This window comes from Streptomyces sp. NPDC086077 (genome assembly GCF_040686175.1).
In the GTDB taxonomy this organism is placed as follows: Bacteria; Actinomycetota; Actinomycetes; order Streptomycetales; family Streptomycetaceae; genus Streptomyces.
Genome location: NZ_JBFBJT010000018.1, coordinates 1 through 26,447 on the forward strand (window position 1 = coordinate 1; position 26,447 = coordinate 26,447).

Consider the following 26,447-nt stretch of genomic DNA (forward strand, 5'->3'; position numbering starts at 1 on the left):
TGCTGACCGAACTCGCGCCTCTGCACCCTCTGTTCGTGGAGGAGCCCGTCCTCCCCGAACAGGGCCATCTGCTGCCCGGCCTGGTGGCCGCGAGCCCCATCCCGCTCGCCACCGGCGAACGGCTCTACGGACGCGCCGAGTTCCTCGCCGTGCTCGCCGCCGGTGTCGCCGTCGCCCAGCCCGACCTGTCGCACGCCGGCGGGATAACCGAGGTGCACCGCATCGCCTCGCTCGCCGAGACCTACGGCGCCCAGCTCGCCCCGCACTGCCCGCTCGGCCCGATAGCCCTGGCGGCCAGCCTCCAGATCGCGTTCGTCACCCCGAACTTCCTGATCCAGGAGCAGAGCCGGGGCATCCACTACAACAAGGACGCCGACCTGCTGTCCTACCTGGTGGACACGGAGCCGTTCCGCTTCGTCGACGGCCACGCCCTCCGCCACGACGCCCCGGGGCTCGGCATCACCGTCGACGAGGACGCCGTACGCGCCGCGGACCGCACCGGTCACGCCTGGCGCAACCCGGTGTGGCGGCACCCCGACGGCTCCTTCGCGGAGTGGTGAGCGTGCCGCTGGAGGTCGTCACCGACCTTGCGCACGGCGGCCGTTGGACGTCCCTGCGCTCGGGCGGGCGCGAATGGCTGTGGCGGCGCGAGACGCCCGGGCGGGAGGACGTCGCGCCGGGCGACCCGTTCGTGGACGCGGGCGGACTGGAGGAGTGCGTCCCCACCGTCCGCGGCACGCCCGACCACGGCGACGCCTGGTCGCGGGCCTGGACGCGGGAGGCGGACCGGGACGTGGTCCACGCCGACCGCTTCACGCTGACCCGCCGCATCCGCGCCACCGCCGACGGGGCCGAGGCCGACTACGTGCTGACGGCCGACGCCGGCTTCCGCTTCCTGTGGGCCGCCCACGCCCTGCTCGATCTCTCCGAGCGGGCGAGCGTGCACCTCCCCCGCGCGGTGCGGACCCGGCTGTTCCCCGAGGCGGCCCCGCTGCTGGACGGGCCGTGGCCGAAGGGCGCCGCGTGGGTCGAGGGCGACTGGCCGGCCCCCCGCGGGCTACGTATGGACAGGTTCGGCCCGGACGACGGCACCGCCGTCGGAGCCGTCGTGGACGTTTCCCGGTGTTGTGTCCACGACGGCCCGGACCACCTGTCCCTGGCCCTCGAAGCCGACGGCCAGCCGACATCCGTCGCCCTGTGGCGCAACCTGGGCGGCTTCCCGGCCCCCCACCCCTACCGGAGCACGGGAGTCGAGCCCCTGCTCGGCCGGGTGTTCGACCTCGCCGAGGCAGGCCCCGGTGACGCCGCCCGTGTCCCCGAATCCGGTGAGGTGCGATGGCGGCTGACGCTGAGCGCGCACTGCCACTGTCCCTGACCGGCCCGCGGGAAACCGTGTGGCCCCCTTGCGAGAACGAGAAGGAGCCCCCTCCATGGATCTTCGAGCGGCCCTGGCCGCCCACCGCCTGGTCGCGATCGTCCGCGGCTCGGATCCCGACGCAACGCTGCGCACCGTCCTGGCCCTGGCCGAGGAGGGTGTCGAGCTGATCGAGGTGTCCCTGAGCGGCAAGGACGCCCTGTCCGTGATCGAGCGGGCCCGCGAAGCGCTCGGCACCGACCGCCCCCTCGGTGCCGGCACCGTCCTGACCGCCGACGACGCCCGTGCCGCCCACCGGGCCGGCGCCCGCTGGGCCGTCACGCCCGCGGTCGGCGAAGGCGTCGGTGCGGCGCACGCGCTCGGCATGCCGGTGCTGGCGGGGGTGATGACCCCGACCGAGATCCTGGCCGCACGCGCGCTGGGCGCCACGGCGCTGAAGGTCTTCCCGGCCGCCCAGGCCGGCGGCCCCGCCTATCTCCACGCCCTGCGGGGCCCGTTCCCGCACGAGCTGTTCGTGCCGGTGGGAGGCGTCGACGAGGCGGCCGCCGAGGCCTATCTGGCCGCCGGAGCGACCGCCGTCGGGGTCGGCTCGCCCCTGATCGGCGACGCCGCCGACGGCGGCAGCCTCACCGCGCTGCGGGAACGCGCCCGCGCCTTCCTCACCGTCGCACAGAAGGCCACGCCGTGACCGACGTCGAAGCCCTCCGCCCCGACCGCCTGGAACTCGGTGAGGGCATCCGCTGGACGGACCGTGGCGTCATCCTCGTGGACATCCTCGCGGGCCGTCTGCTCACCGCCGCCGGCAGCCCCACGGACCCCCTGCGGCAACTGGCCCGACTGCCCGTTCCGCTGGGCGCGGTGGCACCCGTGGCCGGCACCGCCGACACCTGGATCGCCGCCGCGGGCACCGGGATGTGCCTGCTCGCCCCCGACGGATCGACGCACTGGCTGGCACAGCCCGAGGCGGACGCGGCCCGGCCCATGCGCATGAACGACGGGACCGCCGACCCGCTGGGCCGCTTCTGGGCGGGCAGCATGGCCTACGACGCCGACGAGGGACGCGGTTCCCTGTACCGGGTCGACGACGACGGCACGGTGACCCGTGTCCTCGACGGCATCACGGTGCCCAACGGACCGGCGTTCACGGCGGACGGCGAGGTCATGTACCTGGCCGACAGCGCGCGGGGGGTCATCAGGCGCCACGCCGTCGACCCGGCCACCGGCGGCCTGGGAGCACCCGAGGTCTTCGTGACCGTCGACGACGGCAGCCCCGACGGCATGGTGGTGGACGCCGAGGGGGCGGTGTGGGTCGCCGTGTGGGGCACGGGAACCGTACGCCGGTACCGCGCGGACGGCCGCCTCGACCGCGTACTCCGTCTGCCCGCGCGCCAGCCCGCCGGTGTGTGCCTGGTGAGGGACGTGCTGCACATCACGACCGCGCACGTGGGGCTCGCCGCGCCCGGTCCTCATGACGGCGCCGTGTTCACCGCCCGGGTGGACGTGCCGGGCCGGCCCGCGGACGCCTACCGCCACCGGCCTCCGCTGCCGGCCCCGAGGGAGGCGTCGTGAGGAGCCCCTGGCGGCCGGCCGAGGGACGGGTCGTCTGCATCGGGGAGACCATGGCCGCCCTGGCTCCAGGCCCGTCCCAGTCGCTGGAGACCGCCGAGAACGTGCGGGTGTCGGTGGCCGGCGCGGAGTCGAACGTCGCGATGTACCTGGCCGATCTGGGTGTCCCCGTCTCGTGGCTCTCCGCGCTGGGTGACGACGCGCTGGGGCGGCGGGTGCACGCCGCGGTCGGCGCGGCGGGCGTCGACGTCGGTGGCGTGCGCCTCGACCCGCGACGGCCCACGGGCCTTCTGGTGAAGGACCCCGCCGGACCCCGTACCCGTGTCCACTACTACCGGGGCGACTCGGCGGCCTCGGCCCTGGGCCCCGACGTCCTGGACGACGACTGCCTGAGGTCCGCCTCCCTCGTGCATCTCACGGGCATCACCCCGGCGTTGTCCTCGTCCTGCCGGGACCTGGTGGAACGGGCGCTCGCCACGCCGCCGGGCGAGCGGGCCCACGCCCTCAGCTTCGACGTCAACCACCGCCCGGCGCTGTGGCCGCCCGGAACGGCCGCCGGGGTACTCCGCGACCTGGCCGACCGCGCCGACATCGTCTTCGTCGGGCTCGACGAGGCGCAGGAGCTGTGGGGCGCCGCCCTGGAACCTGCGGGCGTACGGGAGTTGCTGCCGCACCCCCGGCTGCTGGTCGTCAAGGACGGCGGCCGTGCGGCCACCGCCTTCGGTGACGACGGCGTATGCACCGTGCCCGCGCTGCGCACGGAGGTGGTGGAGGTCGTCGGCGCCGGTGACGCGTTCGCCGCCGGTTTCCTCGCCGGGCTCCTGGGCGACGGGGACGTGGAGCGGGCGCTGCGCCTCGGACACATCACGGCGGCGTCGGCCCTTCGAGTGACCGGCGACCACGGCCCGTTGCCGGACGACGCCCGGATCGGCCGGCTCCTCGGCCTCCCCGCGGACGAGTGGGCGGCGAAGGCGGCGGCGACCTCCTGAGCCGGGGGCGTGGACGGGGCGGGGCGCGCGGGCGCGCGTCGCCCTCATCGGGCGGTCGCTCAGCCCCCCGCGCCTCGGCCGGTGGCCTCGGCGGATCCCGCGTCGATCCCGATGAGGAAGGCCGTGAGGACCCGGCGCAGGCGCGGTTCCACCTCGACGACGGCGTGCCCCAGCCGGGGGTCGCTCGCATAGAGCTCCCGCAGACGTGGGCCGGGGGTGGCCATCTGCCACAGCGCCCCGGCCATGCTGGTCGCCGTGGCGATCAGGTCGACGTTCTGCAACTCGGTCAGCCCGAGCAGCCGCCGCAGTTCGTCGCCGATCAGCTCGACCTCCTTGAGTGTCACGAGCTTGAAGGCGCGCACCGAGTCGATCGAGACGTTGCGTTCCAGGTTCAAGGGCGCCTGCGCCAGCAGGTCGCAGAACATCGGTCGCGCCGCCAGCGTGGTGGCGACGGCCTCGGCGACCTCCGCGGCGGTGGCGTGAGCCCGCCGTTCGAGATCGCCGCGAAGATCGGCGGACCACTCCCGCCAGCCTTCCGCGGTGAGCCTGAGGAAGATCTGCTCCCTCGTCTCGAAATAGCGCAGCAGGGCCGACTTGTGCATCCCGACGGCCGTGGCGATGTCGGTGAGGGTGACGTCCCGGATGCCGCGTCGGCCGCCGAGTGAGCGGGCGGCATCCAGGATCGCGTCCTCTCGAGCCTGCTTGGCCTCGGCACTGCGCGCACGCTGGAAAGCAGGCGTAGTCATGCGAGACATCATAGGAACACTTACGGCAACGATGTTGCGTAATTTAAAAAACAGTGTTGCACTAAGAGCATGAGTCAAAAGGTCTGGTTCATCACCGGTTCGTCCCGCGGCCTCGGCCGTGCCCTCGTCGCCTCCGCCCTGGAGGCCGGCGATCGCGTCGTGGCCACCGCCCGCCGCCCCGAAGCCCTCGCCGAGGCGTTCAAGGAGTACGGCGACCGCATCTGTCCACTCGCGCTGGACGTCACCCATCCGGAGGCCGCGCGCGAGGCCGTCGACGCGGCGCTCGCACGCTTCGGACGCATCGACGTCCTCGTGAACAACGCCGGGTACGCGAACGTGTCGCCCATCGAGACATCGGACGACGACGACTTCCGCGCCCAGTTCGAGACGAACTTCTGGGGCGTCTACCACGTCACCAAGGCAGCGCTCCCCACCCTGCGCCGGCAGGGCGCCGGCACCGTCGTGCAGATCTCGTCGATCGGCGGGCGCGTCGGCGGATCGCCCGGCATCGCCTCCTACCAGGCGGCCAAGTTCGCGGTAGACGGCTTCAGCCGGGTCCTCGCCACGGAGACCGCACCGTTCGGCGTGCGCGTGATGGTCGTCGAGCCGAGCGGCTTCGCCACGGACTGGGCGGGTTCCTCCATGACGGTCCACCCGATCCCCGACGCCTACGACGAGACGGTCGGGGCGATGAACCGGCGGGTGCGCCAGAGCACGGACGGGGTGGCCGGGGACCCTCGGCGCGCCGCTGAGATCATCGTTCGAACCGTCCAGCGGGGCCAGGTCCCCACGCATCTGCTGCTGGGCACGAACGCGGCGACGATGGCTATGGACCACTCCCGCCGCCAGCTCTCCGAGGCGGCGGAATGGGAGAAGGTCAGCCGCTCGGCCGACTTCGGCGAGCCGTACCCCGCCCAGCTGCCGCCTGACGAGACGGCCGACTAGGGATCACGAGGAGGTCGCCTCCGCCACCGGGCCGTCGTTCCGGTCGGCCCTTACGCGCGCCTCGTCGCCCACCGGGCCGGGTCACTCCCCGGCCAGGCTCCGATGAGGCGCGCGACGGTATGTGTCGCGGTCGAGCGAGGCGAAGCGGCCCGGGTGATGGAAACCCCAGCGTGCGGCGATCGCCGTGACCGTGGCCTCTCCGGCCGGACGGGCGGCCATCGGATCCCGATGAGCCTGCGCCAGGCATGCGGGGCGCGGCCCGCGTGAGGGGCGCCGCCGCCGGGTCGGGGCGGGCCGGGCAGGTGCACGTGAACGCACCGTTCGCCTCGCGGGACGCGCTGGGCTCCCGGTAGGGTCGCGATGCCGCCACGACACGCGGCGTGGCTCTCGCGCACCGCCGCGCGGGCGCGGGACAGCCCCGGCGACCTCGCCGTCCGGCGGACGTGCGCAGCGGGCGCGGGACCGATGCGGCTCAACCGATCAGAGGTGCGCATGTCAGGACGGTTCGAAACCACGGTCGAGATCGATCGGCCTGTCCAGGCGGTGTTCGACTACCTCGCCGACGGACGCAACGATCCGCAATTCAGCCCCCGGGTGCTCAGGATCGAGCGGGTTCCCGACGCGCCCACCGCTGTGGGCACGGTCTTCCGGAGCACGGTCAAGGATGCCGGGATGAAGACCGCCAGGGAGTTCCGCATCACCGACCTCGAAGCCCCGGTGCGGATCCGCTGGGCCGAGGTGTCGAAGAACAGCGTGACGGCACGCGAGGGTGGCTACGACCTGGAGCCGCTGGACGGTGGAAGGACCCGGGTCCGTCTCCACAACGTCCTGGAAGGCCACGGCCTGGGCAAGCTCCTCGTCGGGCTGGCCCTCGCGGCCGCCCGCAAGGACGCGCCCGGCTTCGGCGCCCGGATCAAGGCGGCGGCGGAAGCGGCGATCGTCCGGCCCTGACGCCGCCCCGAGCAGACCGTGATGTCCGCGTCCCCTTCCCAGCCGGACCCGGAGCCCCGCGGGCTGCGGTCCCTGGCGCCGCTGACGGCGGTGCGCCGGGTACTTCATGGTGATCCTGGACGTCACGATCATCAACGTGGCCGTCCCGGTGGTGGGCCGGGAACTGTCCGCCTCACTCACCGGCATCCAGTGGATCACGGACGGATACACCCTGGTCCTCGCCGGGTTCCTGATGACCGGTGGGGCGCTGGGCGACCGGCTGAGGCAGCCTGCTCGCCACCGGCGCCGGCTACGACGACGGGCTGCGGACGAGCATGGCCATCGGGGCCTTCGCCTACCTGGCGGCCGCGGCTCTCGCGTGGTGGTGCGTGCCGAAGAGGCGTGAGGCGGCGTGAGGCGGCGTCCCCTGCTCCTCGTCCGCACCCGCGCACTCGCCCCGAGCCAGGTCGCCTCCTGGACGCTGCCCAGCGACAACACCGCTGCCCACCGCGCCCGGAAGCCGGCAGCCGGTCAACTCGCCGAATGGGTCGGCCCGTCCTCAGCCCGCCTTACGGGCCACCCGGTTCAGCGCGGCGCCCAGCCGGGGATCGGGCGGGTCGCCGGAGGCGTCGACGCCGAGTTCCTCCACCAGCCTCTTGAGGTAGACGTCGACGGTGGACTCCACCAGTTCGGCGTGGACCGTCACGGCACCCCGGCCTCGACGCCACGCCACGAGCCCGGTCACGACGGCGGCCACGGCCGCGGGCCACCAGAGGCAGCCCAGTGCGGCGTAGCAGCCGGCCCACACCGAGCCGGTCACCCCGGCGTCGAAGCGCGCCCGCGAGGTACGCAGCTCCGTTCTGACGTCTTCCGGCAGGACCACCCACAGGCGTGTCCAGCAGGCGGCGAGGTCGATGCCGTACTGGTGGCGCAGCCGGGTCTCGGCAGCCGCCATGCGGTCGCCGGTGAAGGTGGGCCTGGCGGGCGGGGCGGGGGCGATGGCGTCGCGGCGGGCGGCGCGCTCTTCGAGGTCCCGCCGAAGTACCTCGCCGCGCCGGTGTGCGGGGCTCGCTCCGCGCAACCGCGTGATCTCCGCCTCGATCTCCTCCCAGTGCCTGAGGCGCCGGGCGGTGAGCCGGTCGGCCAGCGGGCGTGCGAACGCCGGCCACTCCCCCGTCCAGATCCGCTCGACGCCGTCGGCGCACGCCCGCACGAAGGCCCCCGACGCCACCGAGGCGAGGACGATCGCGGCCACGACGCCGATCTGACCGAGCGTGGGCAACTGCCCCGCCTGCGTCGCCCAGTGCCCGAACCGCTCGAACAGAGCGGACCGGTCGAGCGCGGAACCGTGGCCGAGCACCACGCCGGTGGCCGCCGCCGCGACGAAGAGCAGGCCGGGAACCGCCAGTTCTGACAACCACTTCTCGGCCAGCTTCTGGCTGAGGCCGTCGAGCACCGGGGGCACCGGCTCACGCCTCCACGACGCGCAGCGGCCGGTCTCGCAGCCAACAGCGTCCTCCGGCGGGGAGTTCGCCGCCCGGCGTCCGGACCACGTCGAGGCTGCACCACCCGTCGGGGCAGCGGTACGACTCCCCCGCGGGACGCGGTTTCGTGCCGAAGGTCATGTTCCCCGGTTCGTCCCCACGCACCGGTCTCGCGTCGTCGAACACATGCGGCGGTATGTTCAGCCCCGCGACCGCCTGCCGTACGGGTGTCTCCGCCAGGACGGCGCGGATGGCGTCGTGGAGTCCGGCGAGCGCTCCTTCCGCGGCCAAGTCCTCCCGCAGCCAGGGCAGCGCCGTGCAGAAGTCGGCGCGCATCCCGCGGTCGTCGTTCATCGGCCTCTCCCGGGTTTTCCTGGGTCGTGTGACGGTGTGTGGGCGGTGTCGGCGGGCGACGGTCTTCGGCCACTAGGGGCCGGTGTGCACGACCGATGCCCAGAACAGCGGTTCGCGATACCGGTCGTGTCGGCGCAGCCGTCCGACCGCCCGGTGCAGGGCGTGTGCCGGGCCTGGGCCGCCGGGTGCGGCGAGTGCCCGGTACACCTCCTGGGCGAGGAGCGGCCCCATGCCGTCCTCCACGGTCCACAGGCTCCCGATCACGTGCCGGTAGCCGCAGAGCTGGAAGGCCGACGCCACCGAGATGGCCTCGTCGGCCAGTTCCTTGCCCGGGGCGGCGCTGTGGCAGGCGGACAGGTACGCGAACTCGGCGCCGCGCAGTCGCTCGGCGGCCAGCTCACGCAACGTCAGATCTCCACCGTGCAGGCGCAGTCTGCTCCGCGACGGGGCGTCCGGATCCCCTACGCCGTGGCAGGCGAGGTGGGCGTGGGTGTGCGTCCGCAGCGCGGCCAGCACTGCCTCCGGAGTGGCGTCGGTGCCCCGGAGCTCGGCCCTGACGGCGGACAGCCGTTTCGTCGCGGCCAGTTCGTCGTCGAGGGCCGTCAGCCGCGGTGGGAGGCCGCCGGCGTCCACGGTGACCGCGACCAGCGATCTGCCGCCGGCCTCGGGAGGGGGCGTGTCACGGGCGTGCAGCAGCGAGCCGAGCGTGGGGACGTACGAGGAGACCACGCGGTCCTGGGCGTACTCGGAACCGGGCCGTCCGTCACCTTCCAGCAGCGCGGCGTGCAGCGGCAGCAGGGACAGTACGCCGGTGGGGCACCACCAGAGCCGGGGCGCGGCCTCCCCCGGGTCCGGCCGGCGGTCCAGGCCCAGCCGGCCGAGGACCGGCCCCACGATCCGCTCGCCCAGCCACCGCAGGGTCCGCTTCATCTCCCGGTCGAGCTTGTACCTGTCGCCCCCGGTGGTGCCCGGCGTCACCAGCCCGGTCACGGCCGTGTGGAAGGCGCCGGCCCGGCGGTCGATCTCCTCGCTCGTGACGCCGGGCAGGGGCACCACCTCGACGACCGTCCGGCCCTCCGCGCGGCGCAGCAACAGGGCGTCGCAGGTCAGAGGGGAGACGTTGATGACGGCGACAGGCCCGTGCGCCGCGGCCTCGCTCAGCCGCGCCCAGTCCGGCGACCGGTGGAAGTGGGCGAACCCCGGAAGGGCGCGTATCTCCGCGACGAGCGCGTCGAACTCCGCGGCCGAGGCCTTCCGCTGCTCCGGGGTGTGCCGCGGCAGGACCAGTTCTGCGCAGACCCGCTCGTAGCGTTCGGCGAGTTCCGCGGAGGCGGCGATCAGGTCACCGTGCCGCCTCCGTAACCGCAGTCCCTGCGCCAGCAGGACGCCGCGGCCCTGTTCCAGGCGCATCAGCGCCTCACGAGGCCGGCCGCCGGCGATCTCCACGGCCGCGGCGGTGGTGGCCAGCGAGGACACCTCGCGCAGCCGTACCTCCTGCGAGGCCCGGCCCAGCGAGCGTCCGGTCAGTTTGGGAAGCAGGTCGGTGAGCGCCACGCCGAACGCGGCACGGGCCTGCTCCCCGTCCCCGAGCGTCATACAGGTCATGCCCCACTGCGCGGCGCACGCCAGCCGGGTGCGTACGTCCTGGGTGGGGGCGAGCGCGGTGGTGCGGTACTGCGTGACGGCCCCGGCCAGATCGGCCACGGCGAGCCGGCTCAGGCCACGCGTCCGCAGCAGCCTCCCCAGTTCCCAACGGGCCAGTTGCTGGTTGGGCCCGGTGTCCGAGGGCTCACCCGCCACCCGTCTCAGGAGGGACTCGGCCGCGTCGAGGTCCGCGTCCCGACCCGCGTGCACGCCGCGCTTGAGGAGCGCGACCGCCAGCTTGATCAGCATCACGGGGTGGTCGTGCTGGGTGGGTGGTGTGGCCGAGACGGCGTACCGGAGATGGTGCACCGCCTCGTCCAGTTCGGTGATGTCGCCGTGGACGTCGAACCGTGTGGTGAGGACGGCGGCCAGGTTGGTGAGGCGCTGGGCATGGGCGGGCGACGCGGCCGTCCGGAGGGTGGTCGGATGACGGACGGCCTCGGTGGCCGCCTCCAGGTGGGCGATGTCTCCCGACGAGACGTACCGGTCGAGATGGGACAGGCCCAGGAAGGAGTGGGCCGATGCCCGCTGGTCGTCGTCCAGGGAGCCGGCCAGGGCACGGGTCAGCTCGGCGACCGAACCGTCGAGATCGGCGAGTTCGCCCTCCATCTCGAAGCGCATCCTCAGTGCCTGGCCGAGTTCGACACGGCGATGAGTGCGTTCCGGCTCGCCGGTCGTGGGCGCCGCGACGGCCGATCTCAGTCGGTCGACGATCTTGTCCAGCCGGTGCAGCCCCCCGTGCCGCATATAGCGGGTCCACTCGGCCGCCACACTGTCGTCGGCCAAGGGGGCGGGCGGGGACTTGGCCTGCGTCCGCATGAGGAACTCCAGCATCCGCTCACGCGCCGGATCACCGGCCGGGAGCGCGGCGATCGCCTCACGCATCAACTGCAGTCCGGCCTCCCTGGTCCGCCGCGCATCGCCGTCGGCAGCCTTCACCTCGGACATCTCCGCAAGCGCCGTACCGGCGTTGAAGGTGATGTGCGGTTCCGACTCGCGTCCCTGCGCCTCGCTGTGCGCCCACAGCAGCAGCGCCGCGGCCAGGACCACCCCGTCCCGGTCCTTGGCCGGCGCACTCGCCAGGAGCAGCGCGTTGCCCACGGCGTGCGCGATCTCGTACGGCGGCACGACCCGCGGCGGATGTTCGGCGAAGTGGCCGCGCAGCGGTTGCGGAACGATCTCGGGGCGCAGCGCGTGCACGATCCCGAACAGGAAGACGGACGCGTGCCCGTTCCATTCCTTCTCCTCCTCGGGCACGTGCTGGTACCGCGCGAAGTGGTAGCACGCGACGAGGTACACGACGTCGAGCACATCGGTGTCGGCGTCGGGGTCCGCCGAACCGCCCGTGCCGCCCGCCTGGCGGGGGGTCAGCTTCTCGCGGACATCGTGAAGCAGTCCGGCCAGGTTGCCGTGTGTGCGGCGCGACAACACGTTCGCCGGTGCTTCGAAGAGGAACGGCGCCGCCTGGTCCGGTGTGGCCATCGCCCTCCGGATGCCGTCGCGAAGTTCCGCGCTCAACGGGCTCATCGACCCCCCGCTCCCCTGATCGCCCCCTGCGGTGGCGCCACGGTACGCCAGGAGGCGAGGCCGTGCCGGGGCAAAGCAGGAAAAGGCCGGTCGTCATCGCTCGCAGGCCTGGGCGACGTCCAGCTCCCGCGGCCGGGAAAGGATGACGTCGGGTACGCCGGTGTTCCTGCGGGCGGTGGTGTCGCCACGACGGCCACCGGTGCCGGCCGGCAAGCAGCACTTTCCACCCCGACCATCACTTGCACTTCGCAAGCAACACCGCCCGAGGGCTCCCCGCGGATCGGCCCCGCGTCCGGCCCATGCTTTAGAATTGCAAGTAACCTGGCTGGGGAGGTACCGGTGAAGCGTCGAGAGCTGGTCAATTCAGCCTGTCCGATCGACCGCTCCCTCTCCGAGATCGGCGACACCTGGACACTCCAGATCCTGCGCGACGCCATGCACGGCGTCACACGGTTCACGGACTTCAGCAAGCGGATCGGCGTCGCCTCCAACATCCTTTCCGCCCGGCTGCAGAAGCTCGTGGCCGTGGGCATCCTGGAGATCCACGAGTCGGAACTCGGCAACTCCCACCATTACGTCCTCACCGAGAAGGGCCGGGACTTCCATACCGTCCTCTCGGCACTGCGGCAGTGGGGGCAGAAGTACCTCTTCGAGGACGACGAGCCGATGACCCAGGTCGTCGACGCCCGGACAGGGCAGCCGCCGCGCATTCTGTCCGTCGTCGCCGAGGACGGCAGGGAGCTGACCCCCGAGGACCTGCTCGTGGTCCAGGCACGTGCGGCGGACCCCATCGGGAGTGCGGTACCGATCGACACACCTCGTCGCCGCACGGCGTGAGGGAGCGGGCCCCGGCGCCGGGCATCAGTACGCGCCGGTGCCGCTGGACGTACATTCGGACGTATGGACGAGTTGTCCCAGCGCATCGACCCCACGACGGACCGGACGGCCGCCGCGCGTCTGCTGGGCTGTGCCCCTGACGAGGTCGGATACTGCCCCCGCTGCCAAGGGCTCACCCACCGCTACGGACGCGACGCACAGATCATCTGCCCCGCCTGCCGCGCGGCGGAGACGCCGCCCGGGGCCACTTCTCCCGCCCCGAGGACAACCTCGACGGCCTGAGCGCCCATGACATCGGCACCGCCCTCGCACGCCGCACGCCGATGACCGCCCGGGCGGGTTGCAACCCCTCACCCAGGGGCGTTCCCTGGAAGTACCGGCGGTGAGGCGAGCCCTCGATCACGGCGCATCCGAAAGCCGCGCCTTCGTGTGTGGCCCGGGCAGCGGCCCGTCCTCGAGTCCGCCTCCGTCGCTCCACAGGAGGTGACACAGGTGAAAGCCGTTGTCTACGAGAGGCCCTTCAGCGTCACGGTGAAGGACGTCGACGATCCGCGGATCCAGCACCCGAACGACGTGCTCGTACGTGTCACGTCGTCCGCGATCTGCGGCTCCGACCTGCACATGTACGAGGGCCGCACCGCGGCCGAGCCGGGCATCGTCTTCGGACACGAGAACCTCGGCGTCATCGAGGAGGTCGGGGACGGCGTGTCCTCCCTGGCCGTGGGCGACCGTGTCGTGATGCCCTTCAACGTCGCGTGCGGATTCTGCAAGAACTGCCTGGCCGGCGAAACAGGCTTCTGCCTGACGGTCAACCCGGGCTTCGCCGGCGGTGCCTACGGCTACGTGGCCATGGGCCCGTACAAGGGCGGACAGGCGGAGCATCTGCGGGTGCCGTTCGCCGACTTCAACTGCCTGAAGCTGCCGCCCGGCGAGCAGTTCGAGACGGACTTCATCCTGCTCGCCGACATCTTCCCGACCGGCTACCACGGCTGCGAACTCGCCCAGGTCATACCCGGAGAGAGCGTGGCCGTCTACGGCGCCGGACCGGTGGGTCTCATGGCCGCCTACTCGGCACTGCTGCGCGGTGCCTCGAAGGTGTTCTCGGTGGACCGGGTACCCGAGCGACTCGCCAAGGCCGAGGAGATCGGGGCCATCCCGATCGACTTCACCAAGGGCGACCCGGCCGAGCAGATCAAGGAACAGACGAACGGAGAGGGAACCGACAAAGGCGTGGACGCCGTCGGATACCAGGCCCAGGCGCACGACACCAGCCACGAGGAACCGGCCATCGTCCTCAACGCGCTGGTCGAGACGGTACGGGCGACCGGCAGGCTCGGCATCCCGGGTCTGTACGTGCCCTCCGACCCAGGTGGGCCCGACGAGCACGCGAAGCACGGCCAGCTCCTGGTCTCGATCGGCAGGATGTTCGAGAAGGGCCAGAAGATGGGCACCGGCCAGTGCAACGTCAAGCGGTACAACCGCCAGCTACGTGATCTGATCATCGCCGGGCGCGCCAAGCCCAGCTTCGTGGTCTCGCACGAGTTGCCGCTGGAGGACGCTCCGCAGGCGTACGAGAAGTTCGACAAGCGCATCGAGGGCTACACCAAGGTGGTCCTGCACCCAGGCCACGCCCTCGCGGCGTGAGCCACCCAGGCCCGGGCACACACCAGTGCCCGGGCCCATCTGTGCTCAGCCCTCCCATGCGTCGGGGCCGCCACCGCGCCACTCGACAAGCTCGGACTGCCGTACCCAGTCGTCGTCGACGTCGTCCAGACCCGCGAGGCGCAGGAACTCGACGATGTCCAGCACCCCGTACGCCATCCCCACGAAGTGGCGCTCGACGCGCACCCGCCGGCCTCCGTCGTCGGCGGGCGGGTAGATCACCACGGGCGGTGCGAGAGCCATGGCAACAGGATGCGGTCTGCGCGCAACCCGCGCATTCGGGGCGCCGACCCGCCTCCCGGACGCCGGTGCGGGTCCTGGACCCCGGAAAACACCCGTGCGTACGGGATCTCGGCCGTGCCAGGATGGTGGGGGGAATGCGAGGTCGCGTGGACGAGTTGAGGCGATTCCGCCGCGCGCTGGCCGCGTGGGCCGCCGGCGGAGCGGGGGCCGGTGCTGCCGCCGAGGTGGCACGGGAGCTGGCCGGCGACGGTGTGCGAATGATCGTGCTCGTCGAGGGGAGCAGTGATCAGGTCGCGCTCGAGGCGCTGGCCACGCGCCACGGCCGCGACCTCGGTGCGGAGGGCGTCACGGTGGTGCCGCTCGGAGGAGCGACGAACGTCGGCCGTTTCCTCGACGTGTGCGGCCCTCCGGGGCTCGGCCTCCCGCTGGCCGGTCTCTGCGACATCGGCGAGGAGCGGCACTTCCGGCGTCACCTTGAGCGGGTCGGGCTCGGGTCCGGTCTCACCCGGGCCGAGCTGGAGACACTCGGGTTCCACGTGTGCGTCGCCGATCTGGAGGACGAGCTGATCCGCGCGCTGGGGCCCGCATGCGTACGACAGGTGATCGAGGACCAGGGCGAGACGCGTCCTTTCCGCACCTTCCAGGGCCAGCCGGCCCAACGGGACCGGCCCGTGGAGCACCAGCTGCGCCGCTTCATGGGCACGCACAGCGGTCGTAAGGCGCTGTACGCGCAGGCACTGGTCGCGCACCTGGACCTCGAACGCGTTCCCCGGCCGCTGGAACGCCTCCTCACGCACGTCTGACGCGGCTCCCACCCCACCGGCCGCCACCACCGTGCCCGAAGCCTCCGTCGAAGGGCCGGATCAGGGCACCCGTGCCGCCGCGGCGCGTGCCAGGCCCAGTGTCCGGGAACGGGACGGTGCCGCGGGACTGCCCGCCTCGCTCAGGACGACCAGTGTCTTGTCCACGACCACCAGGACCAGGGTCTCCTGCACCGTGAACGTCTCCGCGGTGACGGTGACCGTGGCGTGCCACGACGCATCGCCGATCCCCGCCGAGAGCCGTACGCCACCACCGCCTCCGTGCCGGTCATGCCGTCGTTCCAGCCGATGCCGAACACACCGCAACCGGACAGCACGTTCGCCGCCTGCCCACGGCGAACCGAGAACGGGCGGCGGTGGTGTTCGCCGCGGCGGATGTCCCGTTCACACGTGCCTCCTGCGGATCCGGCAGCGGGCCCGATCGATGCGTCGGGCGTGGGTCAGCGGTGGTCGGGGATGTCCGGCGCCGCACCGCCCGGCGAGGCACCCCCCGATGACGCACCGCTCGACGCACCGCCCGGCGACGGCGACGGCGCGGTCGACCGGACCACCACGGCCATGACGACGATCCGGGCGCACTCGTCGGCCTCGGCGGGCGACAAGCCCGCGGCACGGCTCTGGACCAGGGCCCAGTCCGTCAGTTCCTGCCTGGTCACGTCGGACAGTTCCGGGACGGGAGAGGTCAGTGCCGCGCGCCGGCCCTCGGCCGCCTCGCGGTTCTGCCGCCGGCGCCACCACCGGGTGATCCGGGTGCCGCCCGCCCGGATGTGGCCGGAGGCGAGGTCGGCGAGTATCTGCGAGACCACCGCCACCAGCACCGGCAGCAGTACGGCTGTCTCGATGCCGATGCGCAGAGGGTCCCCCGCCGACCGGTGCAGAGGCTGCGGCGGATAGGGCCTGGCGGCGTAGGCCCGGCACGTCGCGTCGAGTTTCTCCAGCTCGGCCGGTGCGAGGCTGCTGACCACGTCACGCAGGACGTCCTGGCCTGTGCGCTGCTGCATGGGTACCTCCCGTAAGGCGTGAAGACATGGACCGACGGCGTCCCGCGCCGCACGCCCGACGGCCTTCGGCCGTCGGCCGTCGGGCTCAGTACCGGCACGGCCGGACTCAGCTCCTGCGCGGCCGTCGCATCGCGACGAGCGCGACAGCACCGGCGGACACGAGCACCGCCGCGCCCGCGACGACGACCAGTCCGGGCGTGCCGCTCTCCGCGAGCTGTTCCCCGCCAGGCGTCAGTTCCACCGCCCGCCACACGGACGCCGCCGCGTCGAACCACTCCACCGTGATCTGGTCGGCCGTCAGCGGCGTGGCCGGCGGTGCGAGGCGGACGCCCACGGCGACGATGAAGCTGTCCGTGACGTCGGTGTCCAGTGTGTTGTGGAACAGCGCGTTGACACTCAGTGGCTGTCCGCCGGGCACCGGTTTCCCGGAGTCGGGCGCCAGTTCGGCGTAGGGCGCGGTCGGATCCGCGGCGTGTGCCGGCGTCGCGGTCGGCATCCGTGAGAGAAGAAAAGCGGCGCAGCCCAACAGGGCCGCAAAGAACGATCGACGGCGCACAACAACCAGCTCCCCCTGCGACGCGCGCCCCCAGCGCGCTCCCTGGCGTGACGCTGGGAAGCTTAAAGTGTCAACTGCCGGAAATGGGTTGAGATTCGCATTCGATCAAAAGAGATAGGGAGTCAATCAATTGATCTACTAATGCGCCCATATGGCTTTGTGATTCATATGCCCGGTGGGCAGCGCGCCGCTTGGCTTGGAGTCCCCCACGCCGCACACGTCGGGTCAGATGCCGAACGGAGCGGCGTAGTGGACCGTGCCCCTCGGGAGCGGATGGTCGGCGTCGAGGCTGAGTGCCATCAGGGCCTCGTCAGGGACGTCGATGGTCAGGCCGATGCCGTGGCCGGAGGCACGAGTGAATCCGAACCGCGGGTAGTAGGCCGGATGCCCCAGGACGACCACATGGTGCTCACCCAGTGACCTCGCGGCGGCCAGGGCCGCGCGTACGGCCGCGCTGCCCGCACCGGTCCGCTGCCACTTCGGACGTACGGCGCACGGGGCCAGGCACAGCGCCGGCGTGCTGTCGATGTGGCAGCGGGTCAGCAGGGCGTGACCCACCGGTCGGCCGTCCTCGTCCGCGGCGATCAGCGAGAGCCCCTCGATCCATGCGGCCGGGTCGGCACGCAGCGCGTCAACGAGATCCGCCTCCTCAGGGGTGGGAAAGGCGGCGAGGTTGATTTCCCGGACGGCGGGGATGTCGGCGCCGGTTTCGGCGCGTGTGATCCAGGCGTTGCCCATGACGGTGAAGTTCCGTTTCAGGAGATGTTCGTGGGGTTGACCGCGAGCTCACGCTCTCAGCGAGTCAGCTCCTGATCAGCACGAACACATCAACCCTAACACCGCCCCCCGGCACCCGGTGGCCAATATGCCCACCTCATGGTGTGCCGCTGCCTTCACTCGGGTGCGGGGCAAACATCTTCCGTACTATCACTGCTACAACCATGTGCGGCAGTAACTGCTACCGCCCTCACGACACCAGGCAGAAAAGCACACACGTTAGATTTCGCATACGCCACGGGCCTATCACCCGTCGGCCATGACACCCAGAAAGGGCGTGAGGACCTTGTCCGAAACCACTGCCGAAACCACCGAGTTGACTTCGCAGTACAGTGCGCAGGTGGCCGGCGACCTCGATCGCAACGTCAAGGAGCAGGAACGCCTCAGCGGTGAGATCGAGGCGCTCCAGGCGCAGTTGACCGCCCTGCGCCATGACCACACGGTCCTGGTGAACATCCAGCAGGCACTCGGCGTCCCGGCACCCGCGACCCCCTCGGCCGAACCTGCCGCGACGGTGCCCGCACCTCGCAAGACCAGGAAGACGGCGGCCACTTCGACCGCGGCCAAGCAGACGAAGGCGAAGAAGCCCGCTGCGCCCACCCGGAAGCGGTCGGACAAGAAGAGCCCCGCCAAGGCCCCGGCGACGTCGCCGACTTCGCCCACCCTCGTCGAACTCGTACGCGCACATCTGGAGGCCCAGGGCGAACCCCGCTCCGCCGCCGAGGTCACCACCGCGCTGGGAGAGCAGCACCCCGAGCGCAGCGTCAAGACCACCGTCGTGCGTACGACGCTCGAAGGGCTCGTGGCCAGGAACCAGGCCCAGCGCAGCAAGCAGGGCTCGTCCGTCTTCTACACCACCCCCGAGGCGGCCGAGCCCGCCGCACAGGCCGAGGAACTCGCCCAGCAGGGCGAGTGACATGACCCCCAAGGGCTGCCGGCACATCGGGGTGCACCCGACGTGATCGCGCAGCCGTAGGAGTGCCCCTTCGCCACCGCCCCGCCCCCGCGGCACTCGGCTGCGGGGCGGCAGGCACACGCTTCGGGTCACATACACGAACGCCCTAGTCGAGGTCCACTCCTGCGGGCGATCCATCTCGAGATCTGTGCGACCTCTTGCCTCAGTCGCCCCCCGACCCTACGCTCACCCGACCTTGCACGTGAATTCTGTTCACATAGTTGAATGGAGAGGGTGTGGGTAGAAGATCTCCGGCGACTGTCGCCCTGCTCATGATCGCCGCGCTCGTCGCCGCGCTCGTCCCGGCAGCGAACGCACAGGCAGCGCCCAAGACGCCCAGAACCACAGTGCTCGACGGCGCCCGGCTCAGGCAGGCGAAGGTCGAGCTGCAACACGGCAGTCCCGAAATCCGCCGGACAGTGGCACAACTGACACGCCGCGCCGACGGATGGCTGAACCAGGGGCCTTGGACGGTCGTGGACAAACCACGTCCCGCGCCGAGCGGCGACGTACACGACTACCTCAGCCAGGCCCCCTACTGGTGGCCCACACAACCGCCGTCCGCCGAGAATCCGTGGGGCTGCCCCTACGTCCAGCGTGACGGCGAACGGAACCCCGAGGTCGACTCGGGCACCGACCGCCAGGACGTGGAGAAGGTCTTCGACTCGGCCTACGAGCTGACCCTCGCCTGGTACTACACCGGCCGCCGCCAGTACGCCGAGAAGGCCGCGCAGGTCCTGCGCACCTGGTTCCTGGACCCGGCCACCCGGATGAACCCGCACCTCGATCATGCCCAGTTCATCCCCTGCAAGTACGACGGCCGGGCGATCGGCATCATCGACTTCTCGCAGTCGTACACCAGCGTCGTCGACGCCCTGGCGATCCTGGACACCGGCGCACCCGGCTGGACCCAGCGCGACCGCGCCGGCATGCGGCGCTGGAACACCGACTTCCTGACCTGGCTGACCACCAGCCCCTTCGGCGAGCAGGAGGCCGCGGCCACCAACAACCACGGCACCTTCTACGACATGCTGGTCGCCGCCCTCGCCCACGCCACCGGCGACGCGGACCTGGCACGCAGGACGGTGCGGGAAGCGGCCGGCAAGCGGATCGATCCCCAGATCGCCGCCGACGGCAGTCAGCCCCAGGAACTGGCCCGCACCAGAAGCTGGCACTACTCCACCTTCACCCTCGTCGCCTACACCCGTCTCGCCGCGATCGGCCGCCATGTCGGCGTGGACCTGTGGGCCCACCACGGCCCGGACGGCCAGAGCCTGGCCAAGGCCGTGCACCATCTGCTCCCGGCCGCGACCGGCGCGGCCGACTGGCCATACCCGGAGTTGGAGTTCCACCGCTACGCGGCGAGCGACGTCGTCCGCGCGGCCGCGGACGCCGGTGACCGGGCAGCCGCCCGGGCCGTCCCACTGCTGGAGCCACCGCCGCAAGGAGACCTCTGGCCCGTGCGGCCGGCCGCCGAACAACTGGACTCGATAGCCGGCTGACCCAGCGGCCCGTCGTCCGGCTCACGAGTCCGGCCCGGGGACCAGCGCCCTGCCGGCTCAGCCTTTGCGTACCACTCCCCCACCGGAAAGGCACCCTCATGCGAACGCACTCCCGCGCGCTGTTCACCGTGCTGCTCACCGCAGCCGTCACCACCGGTGGCGGCCTGGCGGTGACCCCGGCCCAAGCCCGTGGCAGCGCCCCCGCGGCGACCATCGACGTCTCCACCGCGGCGCAGCTCAAGTCGGCCCTCACCGCCGCCGCCCCGGGTGACACCATCCGGCTCGCCGACGGCACCTACACCGGCAACTTCAAGGCGGTCAAGGCCGCGACCTCCAACTCGCGCATCACCCTCACCGGCTCGTCCCGGGCCGTCCTGACCGCGAGTGGCGGTTACGGCCTGCACCTCAACGGCGCCTCCTACTGGACCGTCAGCGGCCTGACCGTGCGCGGCGGCCAGAAGGGCATCATGATCGACTCCGCCCGAGGCGTCGTGGTGGACGGGGTCACCGTGCACGACCTCGACATGGAGGGCGTCCACTTCCGCAACTCCAGCACCGACGGCGTGATCAGGAACTCCAGGATCCACGACACCGGGCACGACGGCCGGGGGATGGGCGAGGGCGTCTACGTCGGCTCGGCGAACACCCTGTCCGACAGGAGCGACAACATACAGATCCTCAACAACACGATCGGGCCCGACGTCGGCGGCGAGAACATCGACATCAAGGAAGGCACCACCGGCGCGCGCATCGTGGGCAACACCTTCGACGGCAACGGTCTCACCGGCGCCAACTACGACGACTCGTGGGTGGACGTGAAGGGCAACAACGTCCTCGTCGAGAACAACACCGGCAGGAACACCACGAACGACGGCTACCAGACCCACACCCAGCAGTCCGGCTGGGGCTGCGGCACGGTTTTCCGCAACAACCGCTCCACGCTCACGGGAGCGAGCGGCTCCACCCGGCTGGCCGTCAACGTCACGAACAACAGCTCCAGTTGCCCTACGACGGTGTACAGCAGCAACACCGTCACGGGCGGCAGGGGTCTCACCAACATCACCGTGACGCCCTAGGCGGGAGGGCGCGCGCGACTGCCGGCCCCAAGCCCAACTCATCGGTGTCCTTTACGAATTGGACTGTACCAAGCACTTGACAGGAGTTTTCGGTCACTTCTTAAATCACGGTGTGAAGTAAGCAGCAGTCCGATCTGGCTCCCCCTCCCCCACCATCGCAGCCGCCGCGCCGTCCCACAGCCCCCACTTCACGGCCCGCCCGTCACGGACACGCCACCCGATGGCTCATGCCGTCCCGATGGCCGGTGACCGTCCGGTCGTGAGTGGGGGCCAGAGGAGTCCGTGCCGGCTGGATGACGGCAGAACAGGACAGTGACCCATGACCACGACACTTCTCCGCGGACACGCGCGGCGCGCCGGGCTCGGTACGGCGGTTGTCGCCGCCCTCCTGGCAGGTTTGAACTCCTCCCCGGCAGGCGCCGCCGTGGCGGCCACCGGACAGATCACCGGGCTCGGCGGCAAGTGCGTGGACGTCGCGGGCGCCGCGACGACCAACGGCACGGCCGTACAGCTCTACGACTGCAACGGCACCACCGCGCAGCAGTGGACCGTCGGCGACGACGGCACCATCCGCGCGCTCGGCAAGTGTCTGGACGTCGCCTCGGCCGGCACCGCCAACGGCACCCGCATCCAGCTGTGGGACTGCAACGGCAGCGCCGCCCAGCAGTGGACGGTCACCGCTGCCCGCGACATCGTCAACCCGCAGGCCGACAAGTGCCTGGACGCGACCGGCGGCAGCTCAGCCAACGGCACCCCGCTGCAGATCTGGACCTGCACCGGCGCCGCCAACCAGAAGTGGACCGCGCCCGGCGGCGGCAATCCCTCGCCCGGACCCGGCGCGATGGCCGTGGCCCCGTACCTCTACAACGGCTGGGGCAGCCCGCCGAGCCCCACGACCGTGATGAACGCGACCGGCGTGAAGTGGTTCACCCTCGCCTTCGTCCTCAGCAACGGCTACTGCAACCCGCAGTGGGACGGCAACCGGCCCCTGACCGGCGGCGTCGACCAGCAGACCATCAACACCGTCCGTGGCGCCGGTGGCGACGTCATCCCGTCCTTCGGCGGATGGAGCGGCAACAAGCTGGAGAGCTCCTGCGGCAGTGCGGGCGAGCTGGCCGCGGCCTACCAGAAGGTCATCAACGCCTACGGTCTCAAGGCGATCGACATCGACATCGAGGCGGCGGCGTACGACAGCCCGGTCGTGCAGCAGCGCACCGTCGACGCCCTCAAGACGGTCAAGGCCAATAACCCGGGGATCAAGGTGTACGTCACCTTCGGCACCGGGCAGAACGGGCCCGACAGCAGCCTGATCAGCAAGGCGGCGGCGTCCGGGCTGACCGTCGACAGCTGGACGATCATGCCGTTCAACTTCGGTGGCGCCGGCCAGAACATGGGCCAGCTCACGGTCCGCGCGGCCGAGGGCCTCAAGACGGCGGTCAAGAACGCCTACGGCTACAGCGACGACCAGGCCTACCGGCACACGGGCATCTCGTCGATGAACGGCATCACCGACAACAGCGAGACGGTGACGGTGAACGACTTCCGCACCATCCTCGCCTACGCCCAGCAGCGGCACCTGGCCCGGCTGACCTTCTGGTCGGTCAACCGCGACCGGCCCTGCACCGGTGGTGGCGCCGACACCTGCTCGGGCGTCTCCCAGCAGCCGTGGGACTTCACCCGCGTCCTCGCCCAGTACAACGGCTGACCGCACGGCCGCTGACCGCACAACACCCGACCGCTCGACGGCTCGACCGCGCAGCGGCCGACTCGCGCTCTCCCCGCTTTCGTCCCCCGTCCCCCACCCGGGCCGCCCCAGGCGGCACAGGAAGTAGACACGATGCTTCGCTCCTCGCGACCACCCGTCCGTGGCCGCTCCAGCGGCTCTCCCCTGAGCCGCGCCCGTCGCCCATGGACCGCCGTCCTCGCGGCCGCCGCCACCGCGGCCTCCGTCCTCACCGCAGTCCAGCCGGCCCAGGCCGCCGCCACGAGGGCCGGCGCGCCGTCGGACTCGGCGGCGGTGGCCGCCCTGCCGACGAGCTGGGCGACCGTGGTGAACAGCGGCAGCGGCAAGTGCCTGGACGCCCGGGCGGCCGGGACGGTCAACGGCACGGCCGTACAGCAGTACGCCTGCAACAGCACCACGGCGCAGCAGTGGAGTTTCACCCCGACCAGCGACGGCTACGTGCGGATCGGCAACCGTAACGACGCCCAGCAGGTGGTGGACGTGAGCAACGTGTCCACCGCCGACAACGCGGCCGTGCACCTGTGGACGTACGGCGGCGGCGACAACCAGCAGTGGCAGGCCGTCGACGAGGGCGGCGGCGCCTACCACTTCGTCAACCGGAACAGCGGCAAGTGCCTGGACGTTCCGTCCGCCTCGACGGCCGACGGTGTGCAGCTGGTGCAGTACGCCTGCAACGGTTCGGCGGCGCAGCGCTTCCAGGTCACTCCCGTGAGCACCGCGCCCGGAGACGTCGACCTCGGTCCCAACGTGGCCGTCTTCGACCCGTCGATGCCGTCGTCGACGATCCAGAGCCGGCTGGACTCCATCTTCCGGCAGCAGGAGACCAACCAGTTCGGCTCGCAGCGCCACGCGGTCCTGTTCAAGCCGGGCACCTACAGCAACGACGTCAACGTCGGCTTCTACACCCAGGTCCTGGGCCTGGGCCAGTCCCCCGACTCGGTGACGATCAACGGTGCCGTGCATGTGGAGGCGGACTGGTTCCCACCGCAGAACGCCACGCACAACTTCTGGCGCGGCGCCGAGAACCTCTCCGTGAACCCGACCGGCGGCACGGACCGCTGGGCGGTGTCGCAGGCCTCCGCGTACCGCCGCATGCATGTGCGCGGCAACCTGGAACTCAGTGACGGCGGCTGGTCCAGCGGCGGGTTCATGGCCGACTCGAAGATCGACGGCCAGGTCCGCTCCGGCACCCAGCAGCAGTGGCTGACCCGCAACTCCCAGCTCGGCAGCTGGACCGGCTCCAACTGGAACATGGTCTTCGTCGGCAGTCAGGGCGTACCGGGCAACACGTTCCCCAACCCGCCCTACACCACGGTCAACCAGACCCCGACCGTGCGGGAGAAGCCCTTCCTTTACGTCGACGGCGCGGGCGCCTACCGGGTGTTCGTCCCCGCCCTGCGGACCAACTCGTCGGCCACCTCGTGGGCGAACGGCAACGCGGCCGGCACCTCGCTCGGCATGGACCAGTTCCACGTCGTCAAGCCCGGCGCCACCGCCGCGCAGATCAACGCCGCCCTCGCCGAGGGCAAGAACCTGCTGGTCACGCCTGGCGTCTATCACCTGAACCAGACGCTGCGGGTGACCCGGCCCGACACCGTGGTCCTCGGTCTGGGTCTCGCCACCTTCATCCCGGACAACGGCATCACGGCCATGACGGTCGCCGACGTCGACGGCGTGAAGATAGCGGGCGTCCTCTTCGACGCCGGCACGACCAACTCGCAGACGCTGGTGGAGATCGGCCCGTCCGGCGCCTCGGCCGGCCACGCGGCCAACCCCACCTCCCTGCACGACGTGTACTTCCGCGTCGGCGGCGCCGCCGTGGGCAAGGCGACCACCAGCCTCGTCGTCAACAGCGACAACGTCATCGGCGACCACATGTGGATCTGGCGAGGCGACCACGGCACCGGCATCGGATGGAACACCAACACCGGTGACACCGGCCTCATCGTCAACGGCGACAACGTGACGATGTACGGTCTGTTCGTCGAGCACTACCAGAAGCATCAGACCATCTGGAACGGCAACGGCGGGCGGACGTACTTCTACCAGAACGAGATGCCCTACGACCCGCCCAGCCAGGCCGCCTGGATGAACGGTTCCACGCAGGGCTACGCCGCCTACAAGGTCGCCGACTCCGTCACCAGCCACCAGGCGTACGGACTCGGCAGCTACTGCTTCTTCAACGTCAACCCGAGCGTGACCGCGGAACGGGCCTTCGAGGTGCCCAACAACCCCGACGTCCGCTTCCAGAACATGGTGACCGTGTCACTGGGTGGCACCGGCACCATCCGGCACGTCATCAACGACCGGGGCGGGCCGTCCAACTCGTCCAGCAACGTCGCGAACCTGGTGAGCCACCCGTGAGGCGGCTCGCAGCCAGGCTGCTGACACTGCTGGCCGTGCTGCTGGGGCTGACCGCCCCGGCCCACGTCGGGAACCCGGCCTCCGCCGCGCCCCAGGCGCCCGCCTTCAAGGTGATCGCCTTCTACAACGGCACCTGGGACGCCGCGCACATCGACTTCGTCAAAGAAGCCAACGCGTGGTTCCCGCAGGCCGCGGCCCAGAACAACTTCACCTACACCGCCACCACCGACTGGAACCTCCTGGCGAACGGCGGGGTGGACGCGTACCAGGTCGTCCTGTTCCTGGACGACGCGCCCCAGACCGCCGCGCAACGGGCCGGCTTCGAACGGTACATGCGGGCCGGCGGCGGCTGGCTGGGCTTCCATGTCTCGGCCTTCACCACCAACGCCGGGGCCTGGCCCTGGTACTACAACACCTTCCTCGGCAGCGGGAACTTCAGGTCGAACACCTGGGGTCCCACGACTGCGGTCCTGCGCACCGAGGACCGTACGCACCCCTCGACGGCAGCGCTGCCGACGACGTTCACCTCAGCGGTCAGTGAGTGGTACAGCTGGTCCAACGACCTGCGCAACAGGTCCGACATCAAGATCCTGGCGTCGGTCGACCCGTCCAGCTTCCCGCTGGGCACCGACCCGAACCAGTCGTGGTACAGCGGCTACTACCCGATCCTGTGGACCAACACCCAGTACCGCATGCTGTACGCGAACTTCGGGCACAACGCCATGAACTACGAGACCAACACACGGCTCTCCTCGACGTTCGCCAGTGCCACCCAGAACCGCTTCCTCATCGACGGTCTCAAGTGGCTCGGCGGAGCGGGAGATGACCCCACCCCACCGACCGACCCGATCTCCGAGACGGCGTGGTACTCGGTCGCGGGCGGCGCCGACGGAGCCTGCGTCGACGCCAGGGCGGCGGCCACCGCCAACGGCACACCCATCCAGCAGTACACCTGCAACGGGACGCCGGCCCAGCAGTTCCAGTTCCGCGCCACCGACAGCGGCTACAGCCGGATCGCGATCCGCGGCAACCCGCAGCAGGTCATCGACGTCACCGGCGTCTCCACCGCCGACAACGCACCGCTTCAGCTGTGGTCGTACAGCGCCGGTGGCAACCAGCAGTGGCGACCGGTGCGGGAGGCATCGGGCAGCTACCACTTCATCGCCCGTCACAGCGGTAAATGCCTCAGCTCCACGGGCAGTTCGGCCAACGGCGTGCAGTTGGTGCAGCGGCCCTGCGACAACTCCGCGGCGCAGAGCTTCCGCCTGGACGCGCAGCCCTGACCCGCGGGTCCACCGAGCGTTTCCACGGCCCCCTCTCGCCCCCTCCGGGCGGGAGGGGGCCCTGCG

The 26,447-nt window shown here is 71.3% G+C and carries 26 protein-coding genes and 1 pseudogene; 18 read left to right on the forward strand and 9 right to left on the reverse strand.

The genetic code is table 11. The features are described 5' to 3' along the window. The 5 genes from AB0O67_RS08010 to AB0O67_RS08030 all read left to right on the forward strand — a co-directional run. Positions 1–560: enolase C-terminal domain-like protein (locus tag AB0O67_RS08010; protein WP_365447377.1), on the forward strand; the 560-nt coding region annotated here is incomplete at its 5' end. Continuing rightward, positions 557–1,375 carry a hypothetical protein gene (locus tag AB0O67_RS08015; protein WP_365447379.1) on the forward strand — a complete coding sequence of 273 codons (819 nt, stop codon included), beginning with the start codon at positions 557–559 and terminating at the stop codon, positions 1,373–1,375. The genes AB0O67_RS08010 and AB0O67_RS08015, both read left to right, overlap by 4 nt. A gap of 55 nt (positions 1,376–1,430) precedes the next feature. Beyond that, positions 1,431–2,063, forward strand: coding sequence for a bifunctional 4-hydroxy-2-oxoglutarate aldolase/2-dehydro-3-deoxy-phosphogluconate aldolase (locus AB0O67_RS08020; protein ID WP_365447381.1), 633 nt, complete (start codon positions 1,431–1,433; stop codon positions 2,061–2,063). Then, positions 2,060–2,944 (forward strand): SMP-30/gluconolactonase/LRE family protein, encoded by an 885-nt coding sequence (locus AB0O67_RS08025; RefSeq protein WP_365447383.1) that lies wholly within the window; start codon positions 2,060–2,062, stop codon positions 2,942–2,944. Before AB0O67_RS08020 ends, AB0O67_RS08025 begins: the two co-directional genes overlap by 4 nt. Continuing rightward, positions 2,941–3,930, forward strand: a complete 990-nt coding sequence (locus tag AB0O67_RS08030) for a sugar kinase (protein WP_365447385.1) — start codon at positions 2,941–2,943, stop codon at positions 3,928–3,930. Before AB0O67_RS08025 ends, AB0O67_RS08030 begins: the two co-directional genes overlap by 4 nt. Before the next feature lie 59 nt (positions 3,931–3,989). Here AB0O67_RS08030 and AB0O67_RS08035 read toward each other — a convergent pair whose 3' ends face one another. Beyond that, positions 3,990–4,676 carry a TetR family transcriptional regulator gene (locus AB0O67_RS08035; protein WP_365447387.1) on the reverse strand — a complete coding sequence of 229 codons (687 nt, stop codon included), beginning with the start codon at positions 4,674–4,676 and terminating at the stop codon, positions 3,990–3,992. A 69-nt stretch (positions 4,677–4,745) separates the two neighbouring features. Between AB0O67_RS08035 and AB0O67_RS08040 the strand changes: the two genes are divergently transcribed. From AB0O67_RS08040 to AB0O67_RS08050, 3 genes and pseudogenes are all read left to right on the forward strand, one after another. Continuing rightward, positions 4,746–5,621 carry an SDR family NAD(P)-dependent oxidoreductase gene (locus tag AB0O67_RS08040; RefSeq protein WP_365447389.1) on the forward strand — a complete coding sequence of 292 codons (876 nt, stop codon included), beginning with the start codon at positions 4,746–4,748 and terminating at the stop codon, positions 5,619–5,621. Between the two features lie 492 nt (positions 5,622–6,113). Further along, the gene (locus AB0O67_RS08045; RefSeq protein WP_365447391.1) at positions 6,114–6,572 is read left to right on the forward strand and encodes an SRPBCC family protein; all 459 of its coding nucleotides are present in this window, start codon (positions 6,114–6,116) and stop codon (positions 6,570–6,572) included. Between the two features lie 72 nt (positions 6,573–6,644). Beyond that, a pseudogene (locus tag AB0O67_RS08050) lies at positions 6,645–6,834 on the forward strand (MFS transporter); the annotation flags it as partial. A 276-nt stretch (positions 6,835–7,110) separates the two neighbouring features. Here AB0O67_RS08050 and AB0O67_RS08055 read toward each other — a convergent pair. The 3 genes from AB0O67_RS08055 to AB0O67_RS08065 all read right to left on the reverse strand — a co-directional run bounded on the left by AB0O67_RS08055 (position 7,111) and on the right by AB0O67_RS08065 (position 11,560). Next, positions 7,111–8,016, reverse strand: a complete 906-nt coding sequence (locus tag AB0O67_RS08055) for a hypothetical protein (RefSeq protein ID WP_365447393.1) — start codon at positions 8,014–8,016, stop codon at positions 7,111–7,113. A gap of 4 nt (positions 8,017–8,020) precedes the next feature. Next, positions 8,021–8,389 (reverse strand): hypothetical protein, encoded by a 369-nt coding sequence (locus AB0O67_RS08060; RefSeq protein ID WP_365447395.1) that lies wholly within the window; start codon positions 8,387–8,389, stop codon positions 8,021–8,023. Between the two features lie 72 nt (positions 8,390–8,461). Further along, positions 8,462–11,560: a CHAT domain-containing protein gene (locus AB0O67_RS08065; protein WP_365447397.1), complete on the reverse strand. Its 3,099-nt coding sequence runs from the start codon at positions 11,558–11,560 to the stop codon at positions 8,462–8,464. Positions 11,561–11,899: 339 nt separating this feature from the next. Here AB0O67_RS08065 and AB0O67_RS08070 point away from each other — a divergent pair, with 339 nt between their 5' ends. The 3 genes from AB0O67_RS08070 to AB0O67_RS08080 all read left to right on the forward strand — a co-directional run bounded on the left by AB0O67_RS08070 (position 11,900) and on the right by AB0O67_RS08080 (position 14,041). Continuing rightward, entirely contained in the window at positions 11,900–12,397 is a 498-nt protein-coding gene (locus AB0O67_RS08070; protein WP_365447399.1) for a helix-turn-helix domain-containing protein, read from the forward strand. A 63-nt stretch (positions 12,398–12,460) separates the two neighbouring features. Further along, the gene (locus tag AB0O67_RS08075; RefSeq protein WP_365447401.1) at positions 12,461–12,679 is read left to right on the forward strand and encodes a hypothetical protein; all 219 of its coding nucleotides are present in this window, start codon (positions 12,461–12,463) and stop codon (positions 12,677–12,679) included. A gap of 210 nt (positions 12,680–12,889) precedes the next feature. Next, on the forward strand, positions 12,890–14,041 hold the full coding sequence (locus AB0O67_RS08080) for a glutathione-independent formaldehyde dehydrogenase (RefSeq protein WP_365447403.1): 1,152 nt from the start codon (positions 12,890–12,892) through the stop codon (positions 14,039–14,041). Between the two features lie 45 nt (positions 14,042–14,086). Here the strand turns inward: AB0O67_RS08080 and AB0O67_RS08085 are convergent, their stop codons facing one another. After that, positions 14,087–14,302 (reverse strand): hypothetical protein, encoded by a 216-nt coding sequence (locus tag AB0O67_RS08085; RefSeq protein ID WP_365447405.1) that lies wholly within the window; start codon positions 14,300–14,302, stop codon positions 14,087–14,089. 146 nt (positions 14,303–14,448) lie between these two features. Between AB0O67_RS08085 and AB0O67_RS08090 the strand changes: the two genes are divergently transcribed. Beyond that, entirely contained in the window at positions 14,449–15,105 is a 657-nt protein-coding gene (locus tag AB0O67_RS08090; RefSeq protein WP_365447490.1) for a TOPRIM nucleotidyl transferase/hydrolase domain-containing protein, read from the forward strand. A gap of 60 nt (positions 15,106–15,165) precedes the next feature. Here the strand turns inward: AB0O67_RS08090 and AB0O67_RS08095 are convergent, their stop codons facing one another. The 4 genes from AB0O67_RS08095 to AB0O67_RS08110 form a co-directional block, all read right to left on the reverse strand. Further along, on the reverse strand, positions 15,166–15,297 hold the full coding sequence (locus tag AB0O67_RS08095; RefSeq protein ID WP_365447407.1) for a hypothetical protein: 132 nt from the start codon (positions 15,295–15,297) through the stop codon (positions 15,166–15,168). A gap of 266 nt (positions 15,298–15,563) precedes the next feature. Beyond that, positions 15,564–16,124, reverse strand: coding sequence for a hypothetical protein (locus AB0O67_RS08100; RefSeq protein ID WP_365447408.1), 561 nt, complete (start codon positions 16,122–16,124; stop codon positions 15,564–15,566). Positions 16,125–16,230: 106 nt separating this feature from the next. Then, entirely contained in the window at positions 16,231–16,620 is a 390-nt protein-coding gene (locus AB0O67_RS08105; RefSeq protein WP_365447410.1) for a hypothetical protein, read from the reverse strand. A 285-nt stretch (positions 16,621–16,905) separates the two neighbouring features. Next, on the reverse strand, positions 16,906–17,418 hold the full coding sequence (locus AB0O67_RS08110) for an N-acetyltransferase (RefSeq protein WP_365447412.1): 513 nt from the start codon (positions 17,416–17,418) through the stop codon (positions 16,906–16,908). 379 nt (positions 17,419–17,797) lie between these two features. Between AB0O67_RS08110 and AB0O67_RS08115 the strand changes: the two genes are divergently transcribed. The 6 genes from AB0O67_RS08115 (at position 17,798) to AB0O67_RS08140 (ending at position 26,381) form a co-directional block, all read left to right on the forward strand. Continuing rightward, positions 17,798–18,373 (forward strand): hypothetical protein, encoded by a 576-nt coding sequence (locus AB0O67_RS08115; protein ID WP_365447414.1) that lies wholly within the window; start codon positions 17,798–17,800, stop codon positions 18,371–18,373. 311 nt (positions 18,374–18,684) lie between these two features. Continuing rightward, positions 18,685–19,914 (forward strand): alginate lyase family protein, encoded by a 1,230-nt coding sequence (locus AB0O67_RS08120; protein ID WP_365447492.1) that lies wholly within the window; start codon positions 18,685–18,687, stop codon positions 19,912–19,914. A gap of 98 nt (positions 19,915–20,012) precedes the next feature. Continuing rightward, positions 20,013–20,990, forward strand: a complete 978-nt coding sequence (locus AB0O67_RS08125; protein WP_365447416.1) for a right-handed parallel beta-helix repeat-containing protein — start codon at positions 20,013–20,015, stop codon at positions 20,988–20,990. 319 nt (positions 20,991–21,309) lie between these two features. Beyond that, the gene (locus AB0O67_RS08130; protein ID WP_365447418.1) at positions 21,310–22,695 is read left to right on the forward strand and encodes a lectin; all 1,386 of its coding nucleotides are present in this window, start codon (positions 21,310–21,312) and stop codon (positions 22,693–22,695) included. 132 nt (positions 22,696–22,827) lie between these two features. After that, positions 22,828–25,098 carry an RICIN domain-containing protein gene (locus tag AB0O67_RS08135; protein WP_365447420.1) on the forward strand — a complete coding sequence of 757 codons (2,271 nt, stop codon included), beginning with the start codon at positions 22,828–22,830 and terminating at the stop codon, positions 25,096–25,098. Beyond that, positions 25,095–26,381 carry a ThuA domain-containing protein gene (locus AB0O67_RS08140; RefSeq protein ID WP_365447422.1) on the forward strand — a complete coding sequence of 429 codons (1,287 nt, stop codon included), beginning with the start codon at positions 25,095–25,097 and terminating at the stop codon, positions 26,379–26,381. Before AB0O67_RS08135 ends, AB0O67_RS08140 begins: the two co-directional genes overlap by 4 nt. Positions 26,382–26,447: the final 66 nt, after the last annotated feature.